This is a genomic window from Pseudomonas sp. Pf153, from assembly GCF_001269775.1.
GTDB classification, from domain to species: Bacteria; Pseudomonadota; Gammaproteobacteria; order Pseudomonadales; family Pseudomonadaceae; genus Aquipseudomonas; species Aquipseudomonas uvaldensis.
Map to the genome: position 1 here is coordinate 153,518 of NZ_LHVL01000013.1, position 23,040 is coordinate 176,557.

General features: G+C 63.0%; 23 protein-coding genes. 12 read left to right on the top strand and 11 right to left on the bottom strand.

Features of this window, described 5'->3' with window-relative positions:
• The first annotated feature begins 132 nt into the window (after positions 1-132).
• The 6 genes from nosR to AD666_RS09595 all read left to right on the top strand — a co-directional run bounded on the left by nosR (position 133) and on the right by AD666_RS09595 (position 8,018).
• The gene (nosR, locus tag AD666_RS09570; RefSeq protein ID WP_256222559.1) at positions 133-2,289 is read left to right on the top strand and encodes a transcriptional regulator NosR; all 2,157 of its coding nucleotides are present in this window, start codon (positions 133-135) and stop codon (positions 2,287-2,289) included.
• A 169-nt stretch (positions 2,290-2,458) separates the two neighbouring features.
• Positions 2,459-4,378, top strand: a complete 1,920-nt coding sequence (gene nosZ / locus AD666_RS09575; RefSeq protein WP_053150803.1) for a TAT-dependent nitrous-oxide reductase — start codon at positions 2,459-2,461, stop codon at positions 4,376-4,378.
• A gap of 35 nt (positions 4,379-4,413) precedes the next feature.
• On the top strand, positions 4,414-5,721 hold the full coding sequence (locus tag AD666_RS09580; RefSeq protein WP_371259571.1) for a nitrous oxide reductase family maturation protein NosD: 1,308 nt from the start codon (positions 4,414-4,416) through the stop codon (positions 5,719-5,721).
• Positions 5,718-6,635, top strand: a complete 918-nt coding sequence (locus AD666_RS09585) for an ABC transporter ATP-binding protein (RefSeq protein WP_053150807.1) — start codon at positions 5,718-5,720, stop codon at positions 6,633-6,635. The genes AD666_RS09580 and AD666_RS09585 overlap by 4 nt, the downstream gene beginning before the upstream one ends.
• The gene (locus tag AD666_RS09590) at positions 6,632-7,462 is read left to right on the top strand and encodes an ABC transporter permease (RefSeq protein ID WP_053150810.1); all 831 of its coding nucleotides are present in this window, start codon (positions 6,632-6,634) and stop codon (positions 7,460-7,462) included. Before AD666_RS09585 ends, AD666_RS09590 begins: the two co-directional genes overlap by 4 nt.
• 28 nt (positions 7,463-7,490) lie before the next feature.
• Positions 7,491-8,018, top strand: a complete 528-nt coding sequence (locus AD666_RS09595) for a nitrous oxide reductase accessory protein NosL (protein WP_053150813.1) — start codon at positions 7,491-7,493, stop codon at positions 8,016-8,018.
• A 154-nt stretch (positions 8,019-8,172) separates the two neighbouring features.
• Here the strand turns inward: AD666_RS09595 and AD666_RS09600 are convergent, their stop codons facing one another.
• The 11 genes from AD666_RS09600 to nirS all read right to left on the bottom strand — a co-directional run bounded on the left by AD666_RS09600 (position 8,173) and on the right by nirS (position 17,190).
• Positions 8,173-9,669 carry a nitrite reductase gene (locus AD666_RS09600; RefSeq protein WP_053150817.1) on the bottom strand — a complete coding sequence of 499 codons (1,497 nt, stop codon included), beginning with the start codon at positions 9,667-9,669 and terminating at the stop codon, positions 8,173-8,175.
• Positions 9,666-10,505 (bottom strand): uroporphyrinogen-III C-methyltransferase, encoded by an 840-nt coding sequence (gene cobA, locus AD666_RS09605; protein WP_053150820.1) that lies wholly within the window; start codon positions 10,503-10,505, stop codon positions 9,666-9,668. Before cobA ends, AD666_RS09600 begins: the two co-directional genes overlap by 4 nt.
• Before the next feature lie 37 nt (positions 10,506-10,542).
• Entirely contained in the window at positions 10,543-11,724 is a 1,182-nt protein-coding gene (gene nirJ, locus AD666_RS09610) for a heme d1 biosynthesis radical SAM protein NirJ (RefSeq protein ID WP_053150823.1), read from the bottom strand.
• A gap of 23 nt (positions 11,725-11,747) precedes the next feature.
• The gene (locus AD666_RS09615; protein ID WP_053150826.1) at positions 11,748-12,284 is read right to left on the bottom strand and encodes an Lrp/AsnC family transcriptional regulator; all 537 of its coding nucleotides are present in this window, start codon (positions 12,282-12,284) and stop codon (positions 11,748-11,750) included.
• A complete protein-coding gene (locus AD666_RS09620) occupies positions 12,259-12,702 on the bottom strand; it encodes an Lrp/AsnC family transcriptional regulator (protein ID WP_053150827.1) in 444 nt (147 codons plus the stop codon). Before AD666_RS09620 ends, AD666_RS09615 begins: the two co-directional genes overlap by 26 nt.
• Positions 12,695-13,207, bottom strand: coding sequence for an Lrp/AsnC family transcriptional regulator (locus AD666_RS09625; RefSeq protein WP_053150828.1), 513 nt, complete (start codon positions 13,205-13,207; stop codon positions 12,695-12,697). The genes AD666_RS09620 and AD666_RS09625 overlap by 8 nt, the downstream gene beginning before the upstream one ends.
• On the bottom strand, positions 13,200-13,661 hold the full coding sequence (locus AD666_RS09630; protein WP_053150829.1) for an Lrp/AsnC family transcriptional regulator: 462 nt from the start codon (positions 13,659-13,661) through the stop codon (positions 13,200-13,202). The genes AD666_RS09625 and AD666_RS09630 overlap by 8 nt, the downstream gene beginning before the upstream one ends.
• A 1-nt stretch (position 13,662) precedes the next feature.
• Positions 13,663-14,847: a cytochrome D1 domain-containing protein gene (locus AD666_RS09635; RefSeq protein ID WP_053150830.1), complete on the bottom strand. Its 1,185-nt coding sequence runs from the start codon at positions 14,845-14,847 to the stop codon at positions 13,663-13,665.
• Positions 14,844-15,173: a cytochrome c gene (locus AD666_RS09640; RefSeq protein WP_053150831.1), complete on the bottom strand. Its 330-nt coding sequence runs from the start codon at positions 15,171-15,173 to the stop codon at positions 14,844-14,846. Before AD666_RS09640 ends, AD666_RS09635 begins: the two co-directional genes overlap by 4 nt.
• A gap of 112 nt (positions 15,174-15,285) precedes the next feature.
• On the bottom strand, positions 15,286-15,597 hold the full coding sequence (locus tag AD666_RS09645) for a c-type cytochrome (protein ID WP_053150834.1): 312 nt from the start codon (positions 15,595-15,597) through the stop codon (positions 15,286-15,288).
• A 24-nt stretch (positions 15,598-15,621) separates the two neighbouring features.
• Positions 15,622-17,190: a nitrite reductase gene (gene nirS / locus AD666_RS09650; RefSeq protein WP_232775923.1), complete on the bottom strand. Its 1,569-nt coding sequence runs from the start codon at positions 17,188-17,190 to the stop codon at positions 15,622-15,624.
• A gap of 309 nt (positions 17,191-17,499) precedes the next feature.
• Here nirS and AD666_RS09655 point away from each other — a divergent pair, with 309 nt between their 5' ends.
• The 6 genes from AD666_RS09655 (at position 17,500) to AD666_RS09680 (ending at position 23,036) form a co-directional block, all read left to right on the top strand.
• On the top strand, positions 17,500-18,303 hold the full coding sequence (locus AD666_RS09655; protein ID WP_053150840.1) for a CbbQ/NirQ/NorQ/GpvN family protein: 804 nt from the start codon (positions 17,500-17,502) through the stop codon (positions 18,301-18,303).
• Complete coding sequence (locus AD666_RS09660) at positions 18,287-18,874, top strand: cytochrome c oxidase subunit 3 family protein (protein WP_053150842.1); 588 nt, start codon at positions 18,287-18,289, stop codon at positions 18,872-18,874. Before AD666_RS09655 ends, AD666_RS09660 begins: the two co-directional genes overlap by 17 nt.
• 11 nt (positions 18,875-18,885) lie before the next feature.
• Complete coding sequence (locus AD666_RS09665) at positions 18,886-19,134, top strand: cytochrome C oxidase subunit IV family protein (protein ID WP_053150844.1); 249 nt, start codon at positions 18,886-18,888, stop codon at positions 19,132-19,134.
• A gap of 113 nt (positions 19,135-19,247) precedes the next feature.
• The gene (locus AD666_RS09670) at positions 19,248-19,688 is read left to right on the top strand and encodes a cytochrome c (RefSeq protein ID WP_053150849.1); all 441 of its coding nucleotides are present in this window, start codon (positions 19,248-19,250) and stop codon (positions 19,686-19,688) included.
• A 3-nt stretch (positions 19,689-19,691) separates the two neighbouring features.
• Positions 19,692-21,119, top strand: a complete 1,428-nt coding sequence (locus AD666_RS09675) for a cbb3-type cytochrome c oxidase subunit I (RefSeq protein WP_053150852.1) — start codon at positions 19,692-19,694, stop codon at positions 21,117-21,119.
• A gap of 78 nt (positions 21,120-21,197) precedes the next feature.
• Positions 21,198-23,036: a nitric oxide reductase activation protein NorD gene (locus AD666_RS09680; protein ID WP_053150853.1), complete on the top strand. Its 1,839-nt coding sequence runs from the start codon at positions 21,198-21,200 to the stop codon at positions 23,034-23,036.
• Positions 23,037-23,040 lie beyond the last annotated feature (4 nt).

Genomic DNA, 23,040 nt, shown 5'->3' on the forward strand with positions numbered 1-23,040 from the left:
CTCGCGATGAGGGCTGGACATCCACCTCCCTCCCCACAGGTTTAGTTTTTCCAAGTTGATTTCAATCAAGGGCCGGGGAGGGGGCGGCGCCTAGCATCATCGCCACGATTGTGCCTTCAAGCCCTGGCGTCCATGACCCTTTCCTTTGTGATGCTGTACCCATCCCGCTTCTGGCTTCATGGACTGCTTGCGCTCCTGCTGAGCTTCATGAGTCTCGCCCAGGCCAGGGATTACGGCGAGATCCAGCAACAGCGCATCCGCCATGTCCTGAACAAAACCGATACGATCTCCGCGCCTGAAGGCCCCTTCAAGGTGCGCACGCTGTCCGCCGCGGGCAAGGTTCTGGGTTACGTGTTCCAGAGTCTGGATGTCGTGAACATTCCCGCCTACTCGGGCAAGCCGATCAACGTCCAGGTCATCCTCGATCCCGCCGGCATGATTCTGGATGCCTATGTGCTCGAACACCATGAGCCGATCCTGCTGATCGGCATCGCCGAAGAAAAGCTCCATAGGTTCAGTGCGCGCTACAGCGGTATCAAGGTCAACCAGCGGGTCGTCGTGGGGCACTCCAGCGACCCGGATGCGGTGACGGTGGACGCCATAGCCGGTGCCACCGTGACGGCGATGGTGGTCAACGAAGTGATCATGCGCGCCGCCCATGACGTCGCGGTGTCCCTGGGCCTGGTCAAAGGCAATTCCGGGGTGGTCGTGGCGCCGGCCTGGGTGCGTGAAGATACCTATCACACCGCCGACTGGAACACGCTGGTCGGGGATGGCTCGGTGCGGCGTTTGCTGCTGACCCGCGGTCAAGTGGATGCTTCCTTCAAGGGCACCGAGGCCGAGCAGGTCGAAATGGCCAGTGCCGGGCAGGTGGATGACACCTTCATCGACCTGTACGTCACGCACCTGAACCCACCCACCATCGGTCGCAATCTGCTGGGTGAGGTGCAATATCGCACGCTGATGGCCGAGCTCAAGCCGGGCGAGCAGGCCATCGCCGTAATGGGCAGCGGGCGTTATTCATTCAAGGGCTCGGGCTACGTACGCGGGGGCATTTTCGACCGGGTGGTGTTGCGCCAGTTCGGTGACACCATCAGCTTCCGCGATCTGGATTTCCAGCGCCTGGATGATGTGGCCCTCGACGACATGCCGGCGTTCGATGAAATGGCAATCTTCATCATCCGTGCGTCCCACCGTTTCGATCCCGGCTCGTCCTGGAGCCTGGAGCTGCTGGTGCGCCGCCAGACCGGCCCCGTCAGCGGTATCTTCAGCAGCTTCGAACTTGGCTACCAACTGCCTGAGCCGTATCTGGAGCGGCCGTTGCCCACGGCCGCGCAACTGGCGGCGGCCGAGGAGGCCAGCCGCCCCCTGTGGCTGACGCTCTGGTATCAGAAAAGCGTCGAGATCGTCGTGCTGGGGGTGGCCTTGCTGGTGCTCACCGTCATCCTGTTCTTCCAGGATGCGCTGGCCCGCAGGCCGAAGCTGCTGCACTGGGTCCGCCGGGGCTATTTGGTGTTCACGGTAGTGTTTCTCGGCGGCTATGCCCTGGCGCAACTGTCGGTGGTCAATGTGCTGACGTTCGTCCATGCATTGTTCGAAGGGTTTCGTTGGGAGCTTTTCCTCACCGATCCGCTGATCTTTATCCTGTGGGTGTTCACCGCCGCCAGCATTCTGCTGTGGGGACGGGGCGTGTTCTGCGGTTGGCTGTGCCCGTTCGGTGCTCTGCAGGAGCTGATCAACGAACTGGCGCGCCGGTTCAAGATGCCTCAATACGAACTGCCGTTTGCCGTTCACGAGCGGTTGTGGGCGATCAAGTACATCATTCTGCTGGTGCTGTTCGGTGTCTCGCTGGAGTCCATGGCCACCGCCGAGCGGCTGGCTGAAGTCGAGCCGTTCAAGACCGCCATCACCTTACGGTTCGATCGCCAGTGGTGGTTCGTCGCGTATGCGGCGGGCCTGCTGCTGGTCAATCTGTTTACCCGCAAAGTCTACTGCCGCTACATCTGCCCGCTGGGGGCGGCCCTGGCGATGCCGACGCGCCTGCGGCTGTTCGACTGGCTCAAGCGCCGCAAGGAGTGCGGTAACCCTTGCCAGTTGTGCGCCAGGGAATGCGAGATCCAGGCGATTCATCCCGACGGCCGGATCAACGCCAACGAATGCCACTACTGCCTCGACTGCCAGATGACCTGGCACAACGAAAACAAATGCCCGCCGCTGATCAACAAGCGCAAGAAGCGCGGCAAAGCGAGCGTGACCGATGCGCAATTGATTCCCGTGGTGCAACGGTGAAGTTCAACCTGTGGGAGCAAAGCTTGCTCGCGATAGCCAGTCAATACAGTGTCGACTGCCTTGCCCCAATCGCGAGCAAGCTTTGCTCCCACAGGTGTGTGACATCACTGATCGGCATGACCCGGTGACCTGTTCCCTTCGACCGATTCATTCTTGATGGAGCATTAGCATGAACGACAAGACAAACGACACCACCGAGGTGGCGCCAGAACCCAGGGGTGTCAGCCGGCGCAGCTTCCTTGGCACGGGCGCGGTGACGGGCGCGGTGCTGGCCGGCGCCACGGCGCTGGGGGCCGGAGCGTTCACCCGCGAGTCGTGGGCAGCGGCGGCCAAGGAAGCCAAGTCCAAGATCCATGTCGCGCCCGGTGAGCTGGACGAGTACTACGGTTTCTGGAGCGGAGGCCATCAGGGCGAGGTGAGGGTGCTGGGGGTTCCGTCGATGCGCGAGTTGATGCGCATCCCGGTGTTCAACGTCGATTCGGCCACCGGTTGGGGCCTGACCAACGAAAGCAAGCATATCCTGGGGGACAGCGCCAAATACCAGAACGGCGACTGCCACCACCCGCATATTTCCATGACCGATGGCAAATACGACGGCAAATACCTGTTCATCAATGACAAGGCCAACTCCCGGGTCGCGCGCATTCGGCTGGACATCATGAAGTGCGACAAGATCCTCACCGTGCCCAACGTCCAGGCAATCCACGGCCTGCGCCTGCAAAAGGTGCCGTACACCAAGTATGTGTTCGCCAACGCCGAGTTCGTGATCCCGCACCCCAACGACGGCCGCACTTTCGACCTGCAAGACAAGAACAGCTACACGATGTTCAACGCCATCGATGCCGAGAAAATGGAGATGGCGTTCCAGGTGATCGTCGATGGCAACCTGGATAACTCCGACGCGGACTACACCGGCAAATACGCTGCCAGCACCTGCTACAACTCGGAGAAAGCCTACGATCTGGGCGGCATGATGCGCAACGAACGCGACTGGGTGGTGGTGTTCAACATCCCGCGGATCGAGGCGGCGATCAAGGCCGGCAAGTTCATTACCCTGGACGGCTCCAAGGTACCGGTGGTCGATGGTCGCAAGACCGATGGCAAGGACTCCGAATTCACCCGCTACATCCCGGTGCCGAAGAACCCCCACGGGTGCAACACCTCGTCGGACGGCAAATATTTCATCGCCAACGGCAAGCTGTCGCCCACTGTCTCGATGATCGCCATCGACCGCCTGGATGGCCTGTTCGAGGGCCGCTACAAGGATCCGCGCGAGGTAATCGTCGCAGAGCCCGAACTGGGCCTGGGGCCGCTGCACACCACCTTCGATGGACGCGGCAATGCGTACACCACGCTGTTCATCGACAGCCAGGTGGTGAAGTGGAACATGGATGAGGCCATCCGCGCCTACAAGGGCGAAAAGGTCAACTACATCAAGCAGAAACTCGACGTGCAGTACCAGCCCGGCCACAACCACGCGTCGCTGACCGAGACCAGTGAGGCGGACGGCAAATGGCTGGTAGTGCTGTGCAAATTCTCCAAGGACCGTTTCCTGCCCACCGGGCCGCTGCACCCGGAGAACGACCAGTTGATCGACATCTCCGGCGACGAAATGAAACTGGTGCATGACGGCCCGGCCTTCGCCGAACCCCACGACTGCATCCTCGCCCGGCGGGACCAGATCAAGACCCAGAAAATCTGGAACCGCAACGACCCGTTCTTCGCCCCCACGGTGGAGCGCGCCAAGAAGGATGGCATCAACCTGGAAACCGACAACAAGGTCATCCGCGACGGCAATAAGGTGCGGGTCTACATGACGTCCATGGCGCCGGCCTATGGCCTGACGGAGTTCACCGTCAAACAGGGCAACGAAGTGACGGTGACCATCACCAACATCGACCAGATCGAGGACGTGTCCCACGGTTTTGTCATGACCAACCACGGCGTAAGCATGGAGATCAGCCCTCAGCAAACCTCATCCATTACCTTCACCGCCGACAAGCCTGGCCTGCACTGGTACTACTGCAGCTGGTTCTGCCACGCCCTGCACATGGAAATGGTCGGGCGCATGCTGGTTGAAAAGGCCTGAGTCGGCCGATCCGGGAGACTGCAATGATCGGGAACATGCGACGACTTGCGAGCGACGCTCGGCAACCGGTCATTGCGCTGGTGCTCTGGCTGGTGTCCGGTGGCGTGCTCGCGGCGCCACAGCCGATCACCGATCTGCCCTTGCAGGCCGACGGCGAGCTGCATTGGCGCTTGCCTGCCGGCCAGTACCAGGGCTCGTTCAGTGTCGATCAATCCATGACCCTCACCTGTGAACCGGGCGCAGTATTCCGGGGGGCGGGTGAGGGTAATGGCCTGACTATCCGGGCACCGAATGTTCAGGTCCAGGGCTGTACGTTTCAGGCTTGGGGCCATGACCTGACGGCCATGAATGCCGCCGTGTTCATCGAGCCTGTTGCACAAGGCGCGGTGATCGAGGGAAACCGTATGCAGGGTCAGGGCTTCGGCATCTGGGTCGATGGCGCACGGGACGTCAGCCTGATCGATAACGTTATCCAGGGTGACCCGAGCCTACGTTCTCAGGATCGTGGCAATGGCATTCATCTGTATGCCGTCCATGGTGCCCGGGTCATCGGCAACCAGATACGCGAAACCCGTGACGGCATCTACATCGACACTTCCAGTGGCAACCTGCTCCAGGGCAATACGCTGGAGGATTTGCGCTACGGCGTGCATTACATGTTTGCCAACGATAACCGCCTGTTGGGCAATACCACCCGGCGTACCCGTACCGGGTACGCCTTGATGCAGAGCCGCCAACTGACGGTGATCGGCAACCGCTCCGAACAGGACCAGAACTACGGGATCCTGATGAACTACATCACTTATTCGACCTTGCGCGACAACGTCGTCAGCGACGTACGCGACGGGTCCACCGGCGACACCATGATCACTGGCGCCGAGGGCAAGGGACTGTTCATCTACAACTCCTTGTTCAACCGCATCGAAGGCAATCGCTTCGAGCGCAGTGCCCTGGGCATCCATCTGACCGCCGGTTCGGAGGACAACCGCATCGTCGGGAATGTCTTTGCCGGCAACCAGCGCCAGGTCAAGTACGTAGCCACGCGCTTGCAGGAATGGTCGGCGGATGGGCGCGGCAATTATTGGAGCGACTACCTCGGCTGGGATCGCAATGGCGATGGCCTGGGCGACGTGCCCTATGAACCCAACGATAACGTCGACCGCCTTCTGTGGCGCTACCCGCAGGTACGGCTGTTGATGAACAGTCCGGGGATCGAGTTGCTGCGTTGGGTCCAGCGGGCGTTCCCGGTGATGAAATCCCCAGGGGTAACCGACCGCCATCCGTTGATGGAGCCACCGGTCCTCGCCCCACAACGCAACAGTGCTTCGGAGGACGCATCTTGAACGTCGTCGAGATCGAAGGCGTGAGCCAGCACTACGGGGATGCCACCGTATTGCATGAATTGGACCTGGACCTGGCCCAGGGCGAGGTGCTTGGCCTGTTCGGCCACAACGGCGCGGGCAAGACCACCACCATGAAGCTGATACTCGGTTTGCTGCGGGCCAGTGAAGGCCGGGTGCGGGTGTTCGGCCGTGAGCCCAGCGACTCGACGGTGCGCCGGATGCTCGGTTACCTGCCGGAGAACGTCATGTTCTACCCGCAGTTGAGCGGCCTGGAAACCTTGCAGCATTTCGCCCGGCTCAAAGGGGCGACGCCGGCACAGGTCGAACGCTTGCTGGAAGAGGTCGGGCTGGCGGAGGCGGCGCGACGCAGGGTGCGGACCTACTCCAAGGGCATGCGCCAACGGTTGGGGCTGGCCCAGGCGTTGCTCGGCCAACCGCGCCTGTTATTGCTGGACGAACCCACGGTGGGCCTTGACCCCATCGCCACCCAGGATCTCTACCGGATGCTCGACCGCCTGCGCTGGCAGGGCACCAGCATCATTCTCTGCTCCCACGTCCTGCCGGGCGTCGAGGCTCACATCAACCGTGCCGCGATCCTGACCCGAGGGCGCCTGTTGGCCCTGGGGAGCCTGGATCGGTTGCGTCGGGAGGCGGGGCTGCCGACGCTGATCCGCGCATCGGGTGTCACACGGGCCAGCCAACTGCAAGAGCACTGGCGCAGTGAAGGGCATCTGGCCCAGGGCTGGGGCGCCCAAGGCTTGCAGGTGTCCGCGCCGGACGGCAGCAAACTGGCCTTGCTGCGCCAGTTACTGGCGCAACACAACCCGACGGACGTCGAGGTCAAGCCGCCGTCCCTCGAGGACTTGTACCGGCACTACATGAACGGCGCGGCAACCGGGGAGACCTGTCAATGAACCCGATCTGGAACATGGCCCGCAAGGAACTCAGCGATGGCTTGCGCAACCGTTGGCTATTGGCGATCAGTCTGTTGTTCGCCGCGCTGGCAATCGGTATCGCGTGGCTGGGCGCGGCGGCGTCCGGTCAACTGGGGTTCACCTCGGTGCCGGCGACCGTAGCGAGCCTGGCGAGCCTGGCAACTTTCCTGATGCCCTTGATCGCCTTGCTGCTGGCGTATGACGCGATTGTCGGCGAGGACGAGAGCGGGACATTGCTGCTGTTGCTGACCTATCCGTTGAGTCGCGGCCAGTTGCTGCTGGGCAAGTTCGTCGGCCATGGCCTCATCCTGGCTCTGGCGACGCTGATCGGCTTCGGCTGCGCGATGCTCGCCATCGCCCTGTGGGTCGATGATGTCGAGTTGAGCCTGCTGCTCTGGGCCTTCGGTCGCTTCATGCTGTCGAGCACGCTGCTGGGCTGGGTCTTCCTGGGACTGGCCTATGTGCTGAGCAGTGTTTCGGCGGAAAAATCCACCGCCGCCGGCCTGGCGCTGGGCGTGTGGTTCTTCTTTGTGCTGGTGTTCGATTTGGTGCTGTTGGCATTGCTGGTGCTGAGCGAGGGCCGCTTCAGTCCGGAGCTGTTGCCGTGGCTGCTGTTGTTCAACCCTGCCGATGTGTACCGGTTGATCAATCTGTCGGGGTTCGACGCCGCCTCCAACGGTGCCTCGGTCATGGCGCTGGGCGGCGACTTGCCGGTGTCGGGGCTGGTGCTCTGGCTTTGCCTCGGGTTGTGGATGGCGGTGCCGTTGTGGTTGGCCTACCGATTGTTCAACCGCCGGTGCCCGTGATTTCTGATGGGTAAGGGAGCATGCAACAATGAACAAGGTGTCCTTTAAGGCGAGTCGGTTCCTGGCCGCAATGTGGGTGTGCCTGGCGATGGTGGGATGTGAAAAAGTGTCCTCATCCAAGGGGACCGAAGCGGCCCTGGCGTTTCACCCCAATGATGAGTGCCACGTGTGCGGCATGGTGATCACTGATTTTCCCGGGCCCAAGGGGGCTGCGGTGGGGGCGGGCGGTGTGAAGAAGTTTTGCTCGCCAGCGGAAATGCTTGGCTGGTGGCTGCAGCCGGAGAACCATCGGGCCGACGTCAAGCTGTATGTCCACGACATGGGGCAAAGCCACTGGAACGCACCGGATGACGCCCACTTGATCGATGCGCGAACCGCCTGGTTCGTCGTTGGCACCGGCCTCAAGGGCGCCATGGGCGTGGTGCTGGCCTCGTTCTCCGATGCTCAGGCAGCCCGGAAACTTGCCGGCGATACCGGCGGGCGCGTGCTGCGTCTGGAAGAGATTGACCAGAAGGTACTTGGACAGGCTTCGGCCATGTCATCGATGAACCACTGACCGGACCCTTCCTCATGGCCCACCAGGGAGTGCGGTCTTTCAGGCACGCCGCGAACCACTGTGGGAGCGAGCCTGCTCGCGATGACGGCGGCCCATCCGACATCATCGGGTCAGATAGACCGCTATCGCGGGCAAGCCTTGCCCTTGGTGTTTGTCAGTGGGACGTGCCTTCGGCGAATTCGATCTTGTTGCCGACGTTGTACTTGCCCGATGGTTTGTTCATGGGCAGGCGTTTGATTTCCTCCAGTGTCTGGCTGTCGTAGACGATCAGCGCCCCGTCGGTGTCCCAGATGCTCAGCAGCAGGTAGCGGCCGTCGCGGGTGAACTCGACATGGGCGGCGGTTTTGCCAGGCATGGGGCGCAGGGTGTGGGCGATTTCCAGGGTCTGTTTGTCGATCAGGTGAATGGCGTCGTTGCCAGGGGCGAAGAACACGTCGGTCCAGGCGTAGCGGGAATTGGCGTGGCTGCGCAGAAAAAAGCCCGGCCCGAGAGTAGGGATCTGCTTGATGACTTTCCAGGTATCGAAATCGATCACCGACACCAGTCCCTTGCTGATGTTGGGCGTGGCGAACAGCCAATGCCCGTTGCGCCGCCAATAGGTCCCCGAACCCAGGTGCGGCATGCCTGGCAGGGCGATGTCGGTGACGACGTGGCCGCTATCGAGGTCGATGACCTGGCCACCCAGGGCCTTGCGTGACGTGGCGAGCAGCTGGCGATAATCGGGCGAGAAGGAGAAGTCATCCAGGTAGTCCTGGACTTTTATACGCCTCGGTACGAAATCCGGGTTCGGCCCGGTGGACAACTCCCAGACCTCCTTCACGTCCTTGAGGGCTACGATGAAGCTGTCGCGCGGTGGGGCGGTGTACACCGCGCTGACGCGGGAGGCCTGGCCATCGTCGCCGAGGGTCTCGATGGTCTTGACCAGCGAAAGGTCGCGGGCGTCCAACACGGCGAGGTTGCCGGGCAGGTAATTGCCCACCAGCACCCAGCGCCCGTCCTTGCTGACGGCCAGGTTGCGGGTGTTGAGTCCGGTGCGTACCTCGGCGATCAGCTTGAGGTTGTGCAGGTCATACAGGCTGACCCAGCCGTCCCGGGACGCCAGGTAGACGAAGCGCCCGTCGGGAGAAAACTTCGGCCCGCCATGCACCGCGAAGTGCGAGGCGAAGCGGGCCAGCACTTCGAAACGGTCCCCATCGACGACATCGACATGATGGTCGCCGGCTTCCACTACGACGAACAGGTTCAGCGGGTCGGCCTTGTGCTGGGGCGTGTTCGGCAAGCTGGCTGGATCCGCCAGCAGGCGGTGGCTGTGGCGGATGTCATCTTCGTTCCAGGTGGGCTCGACGGCTGGCGGGCGTTGGAGGTAATGGGTCAGGCTGTCCATCTGCGCCGCGTCCAGCACGGTGCCGAATGCCGCCATCTGGCTCGCCGGACGGCCTTTTTCGATCACCTGGCGGATCTCGTCGGGTTTGATCCGGCTCAGGCTCTGGGGCAATAGCGCCGGTCCGGCGCCGCCGATGCGATTCACCCCGTGGCATTGTTGGCAATGTTGCTGATAAGTGCGTTCGGCCAAGGCCATGTCCGGGACGCTCGCTTCGTTGCCATGGGCTGTGCCAATCCACACCAAGGGGGCCAGCCACCAGCGGATCATGGCGCCACCTTCGAGAGTAGCAATTGAGCTCGCACCGGGTGCAGGCACGCCGGATGATGCAGCGGCTGGTGAGCGAACAACCCGACCACCTGACCGATCACGGTCAGCGTGGGCAGGCCGTCGCAGCCCTCCAGCGCCATGTCCGGTAACCGCGCCAGGGTCCCGCGCAGCACCTGCTGGTCGGGGCGGGTGCCGTTGCAGATCAGTGCCGCGGGGGTGTCCGCCGCCAGCCCGGCGGCCATCAGCCGCGTGGCAATAGTGCCCAGGTTCGACAGCCCCATGTAGAACACCAACGTCTGGCTGTCGTCCGCGAGGCTTTGCCAGGGCAGGTCCAATTCGCCGTCGTGTTGCAGGTGTCCGGTGATGAAGCGGCAAGAGTTGACCAGGTCGCGGTGCGTTAGCGGAATACCGGCATAGGCACTGCACCCGGCCGCGGCGGTGATGCCGGGCACCACCTGACAATCGATGCCACGGGCCAGCAGGTATTCCAGCTCTTCGGCGCCGCGTCCGAAGATGAACGGGTCGCCGCCCTTGAGCCGCACCACCCGTTGCCCCTGGTCGGCGAGGTCGGCCAGCAGCTCGTTGATCTGCGGCTGGGGGAGACTGTGGCAACCGGCGGCCTTGCCCACGTAGTGCCGGGCGCAGGTCAGCGGAACCAGGCCGAGCAGTTGCGGGCTGATCAAGCGGTCGTAGACCACCGCGTCGGCCTGCATCAACAGGCTCCAGGCGCGCAGGGTCAACAGACCGGGATCACCGGGGCCGGCGCCGACCAGGGCCACTTCCCCGGGTCTGAAGGGTGATTGCAGGGCCGCGGGCAGAACGATGGGGGCAGGCATTGGGACTTCCTTGGTTCGGTAACGGGTTCGCCGTCGGTTATCGGGCACAGGGCATCGCAACGCTGGGGATCGCGTGCAGGCCGATTTCTTCATCGAGCAGGTGGCAGCCGGGGTCCTGGCCCCACAGGTCTCCCTCGGCCCAGGCGCGGGTGCGGGTGTTGCCGTTGCAGATCGCCAGCCAACGGCACTGTCCGCAGCGCCCCCCCACGGTTCGAGGGTGTTCGCGCAGTTTCATCAGCAGGGCATCGGGGCGTTCGAACCAGAGGGTGCGAAACGGCGTGCGCCGTACGTTGCCCACCGAGTGCTGCCACCAATACGTGTCGGGATGGACCTCGCCGGTATTGTCGATATTGGCGATGCCGCACCCCGAGGCGTTGCCGCCCCAGGCCCGCAGCAACTGCTCCAGGGTGCCGGCGTGTTGGGGCAGGTGGCGGGCGACCCATTGCAGCAGCAGGATCGCATCGGCGTCGTTGTTGCCGCTGACGAAGTCGCTGTCGCGCCCTTGCTCGATGTCGTCCCAGGCTCGCTGGAAAATCAGCGTCATGGCCTCGCGGCTCATCTGCTGATGGGCATCGAGCTTGCGACTGCGTTTGCCCCGGCCGCTGTAGTTGAGGTGCGACAGATAGAATTTCTGCACGTCGTACTCGCGCATCAAGGCCAGCAACTGGGGCAGCTGGGCATGGTTCTGTTGGGTGAGGGTAGTACGCAGGCCGACCCGGATCCCGTGCTCGCGGCACAGCTTGATGGCGGCCATGGAGCGGGCAAAACTTCCCTTGAGCTGGCGGAACGCATCATGGCTCGCCTCAAGGCCATCGATGCTGATGCCGACGTAGTCGAACTGCGCGGCGTGGATCTGCCCGATGTTGTCCGGGGTGATCAGCGTACCGTTGGTGGACAGGGCAAGGAAGAACCCCTTGTCGCGGGCATAGGCGCTGAGCTGGAACAGGTCCTCGCGCAGCAGGGGCTCGCCGCCGGACAGGATCAGCACCCGCACGCCGGCGTCATGCAATTCATCGATCACCTTGAGCGCCGCTTCTGTGTCCAGCTCGTCGCGGAAAACGCTGTCAGCCGAAGTGGCGTAGCAATGTTTGCAGGTGAGGTTGCAACGTCGCAGCAGGTTCCAGATCACCACCGGTGCCCGCAGGCTGCCCGGGGACGCGACACGCGGGGCGGGGCAATGACCTGCCAGGGCACGCAGGTAGTGGCTGATCCTCAACATAAACACTCCTTGTCCTCATGGGATTAGCGCACGCCGGGTGGCAGGCGCAGGCCGGTCTTTTTCAGGATGCGACTGCTCACCAGCATGTCGTCGGCTTCGCAAGCGCCGCCCAGCAGGTAACGCAAATGGTCGCGGTAGCGGTCGATTTCTTCGCGGCTGCGGCCGTGCACCATGGCGAACAGGTTGTAGCGCCAGCCGGGCCGACGCGGGCGGCGATAGCAGTGGCTGACAAAGGGTTGCGCCCCCAGCAGTGCGCCGAGGCGCGGCATGTCAGCGTCGGATACATCCCAGACCGTCATGCCGTTGTGGCGAAAGCCCAGGCGGTAATGGTTGGGGACGGCGGCGATGCGGCGAATGGCGCCTTCGGCCTGCAACTGCTTGAGCAGCTTGAGGGTCGCGTCCACGTCCATCCCCAATTGCTCCGCGAGCCAGGCCCAGGGGTCTTCCACCAGGGGCAGGCCGGCCTGGGTCAGCGCTACCAGTCGCCGCGCCGCGGGTGTTTCGTCCAGCCGTGTGGACGTTTGCAGCGAAGCATCAGACCGGAAAATACAGGCCGACATGGTAGGTCTCCTCCTTGGGCAGGTTCAGCGGCACCAGGCCGGTGAGGCGTTCGATGCGCAGCAGGGTGTCGGTGATCGCCTGTTCGCTGGTGCAGGCGAGCACGAACCACATGTTCCAGGTGTGTTCGCGACGGTAGTTGTGGGCCACTTCGGGCATGCCCGCGAGCAGCTCGGCGATGGTGTCGAAGCGCGGTTCGGGCACTGCCAGCGCCGCCAGGGTGAACGCGCCGCCCAGGCGATCGATATCAAACATCGGGCCGAAACGGGTGAGCACGCCGTCGTTGAGCAGCTCGTGCAGGCGGTCGAGCAACTCGGTACTGCTGCTACCCAGCTCATGGGCCAATGCCCGCCAGGGATGACGCACCAGCGGCAGGCCCAGTTGCAGGCGGTTGATCAGTTGGCGGTCCAGCTCATCCATGGAGAACGGCTCCAGCCGGTGGGGCGAAGCGTCCGCCGCATTGCTTGAACAGATGGGAGCTGAACAGCAGCTCGTGGGGCAGGTCGTCCAGTAGATGGTGTTCGAGCAGGGCCTGCACCTGGGCTTCCACGCGATCGCGCTGACGGCCATGAATCATGCAGAACAGGTTGTACTGCCATTGGGGCAGGCGTCGTGGTCGCTGATAGCAAAGGCTGATCCCCGGCGCTTGCCCCAGGCGTCGTCCCACTTCATCGACCAAGGCGTCCGGCACGTCCAGTACCAGCATGGCGTTGGCAGCGAAACCCAGGGCCCGGTGGTTGACCACCAGGCCGACGCGACGGAACAGACCCTGTTCATGCCAGTGCTGCACCTGGTCGAGCACCTGCTGTTCGCTCGCATCGATTTGCCCGGCCAGGTTGCGGAACGGGCGCGGCGTCAGGGGCAGGCCCGTCTCCAGAAGGCGGCGCAGGGCCAGGGCTTGTTGCTCATTCAAGGCGTTATTCATGGGAAGCCTCCAGTGGGAAACCCAGATCAATGCGGTAGGCGCTCAGCATGGGCAGGTCCAGGGGCGTGAGGCCGGTGTCTTTTTCCAGCTCCTGGAGGATGTTGTCCAGGTGCGCGCGGTTGGGACCGGTCAGGACGAACCACAGGTTGTAGCGATGTTCCCGTGCATAGTTGTGATTGACTTCGGGGTACTGGCTGACACGGTGTGCCACGTGATGCAAACGATCGACGGGCACCGCCAGGGCCGCCAGGGTGCTGGCCCCGGCCCGGGTGTGTTCGAACACCGGGCCCACCCTCGACAGGCTGCCGGCCAGTTGCAGGTGTTGCAGGCATTCGAGCACTTGAGCCTCGGTGCAACCCAGGGCGTCGGCCATGGCCCGGTAAGGTTCGGCGCACAATGGCAGGCCATGCTGGAAGCGATCGATCAGGCGGCGGGCGAGCGAGGTACTGGACATATCAATACCCCGGTTTATGCGCACGGCTGCTGAAGAAAATGCCGCTGGGGCTGAGGGCGGGCAGGGCGCCCAGGCGCTCGACCCGGTACGGATCCCATACCTGTACCTCGCCACCATCCCGGACCGACAGCCACACCTGGTCGCCCCGTGCGGTGAACTCCATGTGCAGCACCGCGGGCCCTGGTTTCAGGTCGGCGACGATGGCGTGGGTCTGGGTGTCGATAACCTGGACGCGGTCATTGTCCGGGTAGGCGAAGTTGACCCACACCTGACGGCCATCCGGCCTGGCCGTGACAAACACCGGTTGGCCGGCGACGGCAATGGCGTCGACCGGCTGCCAGTTGCGGGCATTCATCACCAACACCTGGTGATGACCGACGGCGGGGACGAATGCTTGCTGGTCGGCCAGGGCCCAACCTTCCAGGTGAGGCATCTTGTACACCGGCAGCCGGGCCTCGCCACGTCCGTAATGCCCGAGCACGCGTTTCACGCCCCGTTCAGGATGCCAGAGATCGAGTTGCGCCATGCCGTCCTCACCGAACAGCCCGGCCATGTAATAGCGGCCGTCCGGGGTGATCAGTGCGTCATAGGGTTGTTGGCCGATGGCGGTGAAACGCTCGATGCGCGGTGCTGGGCCCTGGCTGAAATCGGCGATCCAGATTTCGCCGGTGTCGAACAGGCTGAACACGAAGCGTTGTCCCGGCGCGTCCACCAGACCCACCACCCGAGAACGCTTGTGACCGTCAGGCAAGGGGGTGGCGGGAATATCGGCGATTGGCTCCAGGGTCCGGGCATCGAACACCTTGACGCCGCCGGGTTCGTAGTTGGAAACGGCGATCAGCTTGCCATCCTGGCTGATCGCGCCGCCGATGCTGTTGCCACCCTGGATGATCCGGCGCTCGATCCGCGCAGTCAGCAGGTCGACCTTGCTCAACCCGCCATCGCGGCCGAACACATAGGCGTAGCGTTGGTCGCGGGAGAACACCACCGAAGCGTGGGACAGATCCCCCAGTCCGTCGACGCGGGCAAGGGCGGTGCGGGTGTCGCTCTCGATGATTTGTACGCTGCCGGTGGCGCGCTCCACCACCACGCCCAGGTCGCCGGTGCCGCGCAGCGGGGTCTGGGTGCAGCCGTAGAGCAACAGGGCGATGGCGGTCGAGGTCAGTAAGGCGCGGATGCGGATCATGAGGCAGGTTTTCCTTGCAGAAGCCGGTCCACCAGCCAGCGGATATCGTCGGGTCCCAACAGGGCTGCCCAGCCGGGCATGGCGCTGCCGGGGCGTCCCTGGGTGACGGTGGCGATGAGACTGTCGCGGGATTTGCCAGCGAGTGCCTGCGGTGTCAGCGACGGGCCGAGGCCGCCGGTCAGGTACAGGCCGTGGCAGGCGCCGCAGTCCTGGTCCAGCAAATGCTGGAGTTGAGCCTGGCGCTGGCTGTCGGGCGCGGCCAGTACCGAGGTGCAGAAGAGCAGGAGGAAGGCGCCCATCCGGTGTGCAGAGCTGTGTCGTTCCATGACGCCTCCTGATCGAAATTTTCGCGCCTCTTCAGAAAGAAGCTTTATCAGTGAAATGGAATTATCAGTGGCGAGGGAATTTATCCCCGCGCCACCGGGTTCCGTGCCTGGGCTATTTGAGGCTCAACACCCACGCCGCCAGTACCTTGGCTTCCTCTTCCGTCACCGGGTTGGCCGGCATCGGCATCGGGCCCCAGTTACCTTGGGTGCCCTCCTTGATGTGCTTGGCAAGCACGTCCTGTGCACCGGGGACGTTGGCGTTTTTTGCCGCGATATCCTTGAGCGCCGGGCCCACCACCTTGGTATCAATGGAGTGGCAGGCCGCGCAGGGCTTGCTCTTGAACAGCGTCGGGCCGTCTTCGGCCAGGGCCGGTTGCAGGCTGGAGACAGCGGTCAAGGCCAGTGCGATCAGAATAGGCTTCATGGTTTTTCCTCTTATTGATGGAGCTCAATAGATGTCATGTTGGGTGTTGTAGACGTTGAATTTGCCGGTCGGGGTGATCAGGCGCTTGTCCTTGATCACGTCCTTGACCTTGAGGGTCTTGTCGTCGATCACCACCAGCGCCGACTCGTCTTCCTGACCGCTCCAGACCGAGAACCAGACCTCATCGCCGGCCTTGTTGTACTCCGGCTGCACCACGCGCAGCGCGCCTTTCTTGATGCCCGCATACTCGGCAATCGGCAGCACGGTGTAGCCGGCGTCGAGCTTGTCGATGTTGAACACCGCCACCGATTGGCTGAGCTTGGCATCGGGGCTGAGGGTGGTGTCGACGTACAGGTGGCGTGACTGCGGATGGGTCTTGATGAACAGCGAACCGCCGCCCTGGCCCTGGAGCGAACCCACCTGTTTCCAGGCGTATTGCGGGTGCTTGACCGGGTCGGTGCCAATCAGCGAAACCCCGGCGTCACCCAAGTGGCTGGTGGCCCAGACCGGTCCGTAGAGTGGGTGATTGAAGTTGGCGCCGCGTCCCGGATGCGGGGTCTTGCCGACATCCACCAGGGCGGTGAGCTTGCGCTCCTTGGAGTCGATCACCGCGACCTTGTTGGAGTTGTTGGCCGCCGTCATGAAATAGCGGTGGCTGCTGTCCCAACCGCCGTCATGGAGGAACGGCGCCGCGTCGATACTGGTGATGGTGAGGTTCTTGATGTCTTGGTAATTGACCAGCATTACCTTGCCGGTTTCCTTGACGTTGACGATGAACTCCGGCCATTCGTGGGACGCGATGATGGCGGCGACCCGCGGTTCGGGGTGGTACTGCTGGGTGTCGACGGTCATGCCGCGGGTGGACACGATCTGCTTGGGCTCCAGGGTCTCGCCATCCATGATGGTGAACTGCGGCGGCCAGTAGGAGCCGGCAATGGCGTACTTGTCTTCATAGCCCTTGAACTTGGAGGTCTCCACCGAGCGGGCTTCGATGCCCACCTTGATCTCCGCGACCTTGGTCGGTTCTTTCGGCCACAGGTCGATCATGTCGATCTTGGCGTCGCGACCGATGACCAGCAGGTAGCGTCCCGAGGCGGAAATACGGGAAATGTGCACCGCATAACCGGTGTCGATCAGCTTGACGATCTTCTTGCTGTCGCCGTCGATCAGGGCAATCTTGCCGTCGTCGCGCAGCGTCACCGAGAACAGGTTTTGCAGGTTCAGGGAGTTGAGTTGCTTGCTCGGCCGGTCCTGCGGCTTGACCAGCACTTTCCAGGTCTTGAGGGTTTCGGCCATGCCCCATTCCGGCGGCGTCGGCGGGGTGTGCTGGATGAACTTGGCCATGACCGTGATCTGGTCCTTGGTCAGGGCATTGGAGGTGCCCCAGTTCGGCATGCCGGCGGCCGAGCCGTAGGTGATCAGCGCTTCCAGATAGGCCTGGCCGCGCGCCTGAGTGATGTCCGGCGTCAATGGCTTGCCGGTTGCGCCCTTGCGCAGCACTCCGTGGCAACCGGCGCAGCGCTGGAAGTAGATTTCCTTGGCCGCGTCGAAATCGGCCTGGCTCAGGTCCGGCGCGCCTTCGGTCTTGACCATGCGGGGCTGTTCCGGGGCGGCGGGTTGGTCGGCGAAGGCGTGGGGTGCAGCCAGCGCGGTACACAGCGCCGTGACACTCAAGACCCACGATTTTTTGTGGCTGATCAGCATTCCATTTCTCCTCAGGCATGACCCGCGCTGCGCTGTAATGGAGGTTCGGCGCGCAGGTTCCGGGTGCGATGCAAGGCTATTCCCTGGCCGCTGGTAACCCGCTTGACGTCGATCAAGTTTGCCCGCCGAGCGCCTTGCCAGGTTGTCGCAGGGCACCGTAGCGTGAGCGGCAATCGTATTGCTCGCGAAGGTCATTCAATGAACCCAAGTCTCTCTCTCCAGCAGCCGGACGAACCCTTCTACCAGTTCCAGGACAACGAGCCGGCGTTGTTCGAACAGGCCTGGCGCCACGGCATGCCGGTGCTGATCAAAGGCCCGACAGGCTGTGGGAAAACCCGTTTCGTCCAACACATGGCTCACCGCCTGAAGCTGCCGCTGTACACGGTGGCGTGCCACGACGACCTGAGCGCCGCCGACCTGGTCGGTCGGCACCTGATCGGTGCCCAGGGCACCTGGTGGCAGGACGGGCCACTGACCCGTGCGGTGCGCGAGGGCGGTATCTGTTATCTGGATGAGGTGGTCGAAGCGCGTCAGGACACGGCGGTGGTATTGCACCCGCTGGCGGACGACCGTCGTCAGCTGTATCTGGAGCGCACCGGCGAAGTGCTCCAGGCGCCGCCGTCCTTCATGTTGGTGGTGTCCTATAACCCCGGTTATCAGAACCTGCTCAAGGGCATGAAACCCAGCACCCGCCAACGTTTCGTGGCGATGCGCTTCGACTATCCGGCGCAGGCCGATGAAGAGCGTATCGTGGCTCGCGAAGCCAACGTGGACATGGTCCTGGCGGCCCAGGTGGTACGGCTCGGACAGGCGCTGCGTCGGCTCGATCAGCATGACCTGGAGGAAGTCGCTTCCACTCGCTTGCTGATCTTCGCGGCGCGCATGATCGGTGCCGGCATGGATCCGCGCCAGGCCTGCCTGGCATGCCTGGCCGAGCCCTTGAGCGACGATCCGCAGACGGTTGCAGCGCTGATGGATGTGGTCGATGTCCACTTCGGCTGACACCACGATCGACACCCGGCGACATCTGCCGGGTGACCTGGCGATGTGGTTTTTCATCCTCGCCGAGCTGTCGGTGTTCGCCTTGCTGATGCTGGCATTCACGGTTGCCCAGGCATTGTATCCGCAGACCTTCAGCGAAGGCCGGCAGTGGCTGGACCGCTCCACTGGCCTGGCGATGACCCTCAGCCTGCTGACCGCCGGGTTGTTCGCGGCGCTGGCCCAGGAACAGGTCCGTCTCGACCGACCCCGCCGGGGCGCGTTGTGCTTGTGCCTGGCGCTGCTGTCGGCCAGCGGCTATGTCGCCATCAAACTCACGGAATATGCCCACCTCTCGGCCAGCGGCCTGGGCCTGGAGCACAGCACCTTCTTCACCTTGTACTGGATTCTCACGGCGTTCCATTTCTTGCACGTGCTGCTGGGCATGGTGATCCTCGGCTGGCTGGCCGAAGGCTGCCGTCGACATCGCTACAGGCCCCAGCGCTGCAGTGGATTGGAGTCCGGCGTGTTGTATTGGCACATGGTGGACTTGGTGTGGGTGGTGCTGTTTCCGCTGGTCTATATCCTCGATTGAGTGAGTTCAACATGTCGACTTCCCGTGTCCTGATCGCTTGCTGGATGGCCCTGGCAATGCTCAGCGCAGGCACTGTGGCGCTGGGGCAGGCCGCCGCCACCGGATGGGGCACCTTCGCCTTGTTGACGGTCGCCGTGGCCAAGGCCTGGCTGATCGCCGACGGCTTCATGGAACTTCGCCGTGCGCCACGCTTGTGGCGGTGGCTGGTGTTGAGTTGGGCAGTGATGCTGGCAGTCGTGATCGGCGCAACATTGCCATAAGGCAAATTCACCCTGATACCCCACCAAAACCATCGGAAATTCTTGATCGCCATCAAGCGGTTCCAGACCCCTCGCTTCCTAGAATGAACACGCCAAGCAATGAGGAAGTGACCATGTCAGATACCTTCACCAAAGGCATGGCCAGGAATATTTATTTCGGGGGAAGCGTGTTCTTTTTCCTGATATTCCTGGCCTTGACCTACCACACGGAACAGACCTTTCCAGACCGTAGCAACCAGGCGCAGTTGACCGAATCGGTGATTCGCGGCAAGGGCGTCTGGGAGCGCAACAACTGCATCGGCTGCCATACGCTGCTGGGCGAGGGCGCTTACTTTGCGCCGGAGCTGGGCAACGTGGTCAACCGTCGCGGCGGCGAGGAAGCCTTCAAGCCTTTCCTCCAGGCCTGGATGAAAATGCAGCCCCTGGGCGTTCCGGGACGGCGGGCCATGCCGCAATTCAACCTGAGCGAGCAAGAGGTCGACGACATTGCCGAGTTCCTCAAGTGGAGCTCGAAAATCAACACCAATGGCTGGCCGCCAAACAAGGAGGGCTGAGAGATGAGCATGGCTAACCCGCATCTGAAATTCGCCTCGCAAGCCGTCGCCAAACCGTACTTCGTGTTCGCCCTGATGCTGTTCCTGGGGCAGGTGTTGTTCGGCTTGATCATGGGGCTGCAATACGTGGTCGGCGATTTCCTGTTCCCGCTGATTCCCTTCAACGTGGCCCGCATGGTCCACACCAACCTGTTGATCGTCTGGCTGCTGTTCGGCTTCATGGGCGCGGCGTACTACCTGGTGCCGGAGGAGGCGGATCGCGAACTGCACAGCCCGAAACTGGCGCTGCTGTTGTTCTGGGTATTCGCGGCGGCCGGGGTGATGACCATCCTGGGCTACCTCTCGGTGCCCTATGCCACGCTGGCGAAAGTCACCGGCAACGATTTGCTGCCGACCATGGGGCGCGAATTCCTGGAGCAGCCGACGATTACCAAAATGGGCATCGTGGTGGTGTGCCTGGGCTTTCTCTACAACATCGGCATGACCCTGCTCAAGGGCCGCAAGACCACCGTCAGCATGGTCATGATGACCGGCTTGATCGGCCTGGCGGTGTTCTTCCTGTTCTCTTTCTACAACCCGGAAAACCTCGCTCGCGACAAGTACTACTGGTGGTGGGTGGTGCATCTTTGGGTCGAAGGCGTCTGGGAGTTGATCATGGGCGCGATGCTGGCCTTCGTGCTGATCAAGGTCACCGGCGTGGACCGTGAAGTGGTGGAGAAATGGTTGTACGTCATCATCGCCATGGCGCTGATTACCGGGATCATCGGTACCGGTCACCACTTTTTCTGGATCGGCGCGCCCGAGGTCTGGTTGTGGGTTGGCTCGATCTTCTCGGCGATGGAACCGCTGCCGTTCCTGGCGATGGTGGTATTCGCCTTCAGCATGGTGAAGAACCGTCGTCGGCAACACCCCAACCGTGCCGCCACGCTGTGGGCCAAGGGCACCACGGTCACTGCGTTCTTCGGCGCGGGCGTCTGGGGTTTCCTGCATACCCTGGCACCGGTCAACTACTACACCCACGGCTCGCAACTGACGGCGGCCCACGGCCACCTGGCGTTCTATGGCGCCTACGCGATGATCGTGATGACGCTCATCAGCTACGCCATGCCGCGTTTGCGCGGTCTGGGGGAGGCGGCGGACGAGCGTTCACAGCGACTGGAAATCTGGGGCTTCTGGCTGATGACCCTGTCGATGGTGATGATCACGTTGTTCCTCACCGCGGCCGGTGTGGTCCAGGTATGGCTGCAGCGTTGGATGGCGGATGGCAGTGCCATGCCTTTCATGGCGACCATGGATCACTTGAAACCGTTGTTCTGGGCACGTTTGTTCAGCGGTGTCGGGTTCCTGCTGGGGTTGCTCTGCTACCTCCTGAGCTTCAGGCAGCGTGGTCGCGCAACACAACGTGTTCCGGTGGCAGTGGTGTCGTCGTGAGCACTGGCCGTTGAATGAACAGTGGCGAGGGGCGCAATCCCTTCGCCACACAGGTTTCGTTCGAACAGGAGGACAAGCATGGCATTCACCCTGGAGCTGGAAGAATGGGTCGGCAGTGTCTGGCACCGTTTCATCACCCGGCGCGCCAGCGCGGATTTTCCTGAGGCGCGGGTGGAGCTGATCCCCCGGCAACGCGCCTTGCAAGTGCTGTTTCGCGCCACCGGCGGTGCCCGGCACCTGGGTGTGGAAGCGGTCAGTGATCGTGAGCTTTTGCTGCGCCGTAACCTGTTGCAGCAGATCGCCGGTACCTGCAAGCAGATGCCGCTGGCCTGGTGCGATGGCGACAATCTGCGATTGCCGGCGAGCCTGGCGGCGTTTCCCGACGTCGGGCTGAACGAGGAGCTTTATCGCTGGCTCGCCTTGCTGGCGGCGCAATCGGACCCCATGAAACACTGGGGCCGTGATAACCAGCGTTGGACCCTGGCGCTGTTGCGGCGCTACCCGGCGCTGCGCCCGCGTTATCGGCGCCTGGTGGAGGCGCATTTGTCCCTTCGTCCCGACTCGGATTCATTGAGTTCGGCCGAAGCCGCGTTGGAGCGAGCGCTGTGCCAGGCCCTGCGCGAGCCGGGCAGTGTCGAGCATTTTCCCCGTAGCGAGCGAGCCGCCTGGCCGTTGCCGCTATGGCTGTATCCGCCTCGTCACTTGAGCAACCCCCAGGCGGCCAGCCTGGAGGATTCCGAGCAATACCTCGCGACGCCACCGGGCGAGCAGCAGGGTGGTCGCAAGCGCGCCGAGCGTATCGACGAAACCACCCGTGACGGTGGGTTGCTCATCGTTCGCCTGGAGAACCTGTTCAGTTGGACCGAACACGTGGATCTGGATCGCTGGTCGGACGATAGCGAAGATCCGGACGCCGCCCGGGTGGCTGAAGACCTGGACCAATTGACCCTGTCGCGCACCCGGTTGCGCAAGGGCGGCGGGTTGAAACTGCACCTGGATCTGCCGCCCGCCGACGTGGATGACATCCCATTGGGCGAGGGCATCTTGTTGCCGGAATGGGACTACCGAAAGCAACGCCTCCAGGCGGATTTCGTCAGTTTGCAGACCTTCATTCCCCGGGACTGCGAACCTCAGCCCCTGCCGCCACGCCTGCGTGCTCCAGCCCAGCGGTTGCGTCGCCAGTTCGAGCACCTGCGCAACGATCGCCAGTGGCTGCGTCAGCAAACCCAGGGTTCGGAACTGGATCTGCAAGCCTGGCTGGACTTTCATGTCGAACGCCAGCAAGGCCCGTGCAGCGAGCGGGGCCTGTTCATGGAGCAGCGCCAGACCCGTCGCGACCTGGCCTGCCTGCTGTTGGCGGACCTGTCGATGTCCACCGACGCCCACCTCAACGACGAACACCGAGTGATCGACGTGATCCGCGACAGCCTGTTGCTGTTCGCCGAAACACTGTCGGTACTTGGGGACGATTTCGCCTTGTACGGGTTTTCGTCCTTGCGGCGCCAGCAGGTGCGCCTGCATGAACTCAAGGCGTTCAAGCAGCGTTATGACGACCACACCCGCGGCCGCATCCAGGGGCTCAAGCCCGGTTACTACACGCGCATGGGCGCGGCAATCCGCCAGGCCACACAACAGTTGGCGAGCTGCAAGCGACGGCGCAAGTTGTTGCTGCTGCTCAGTGACGGCAAGCCCAACGACCTGGATCGCTATGAAGGGCGCTACGGCGTGGAGGACACCCGCCAGGCGGTGTTGGAAGCCCGACGCCAGGGGCTGACGCCGTTCTGCATCACCATCGACCGCGAAGCGGGGGATTATCTGCCTTACATGTTCGGGGCCAACGGTTACACCTTGATCCGTCAGCCCGAGCAATTACCGCTGCGGTTGCCGCAGTTGTACCGGCAACTGACCCAGGACTGAGGCG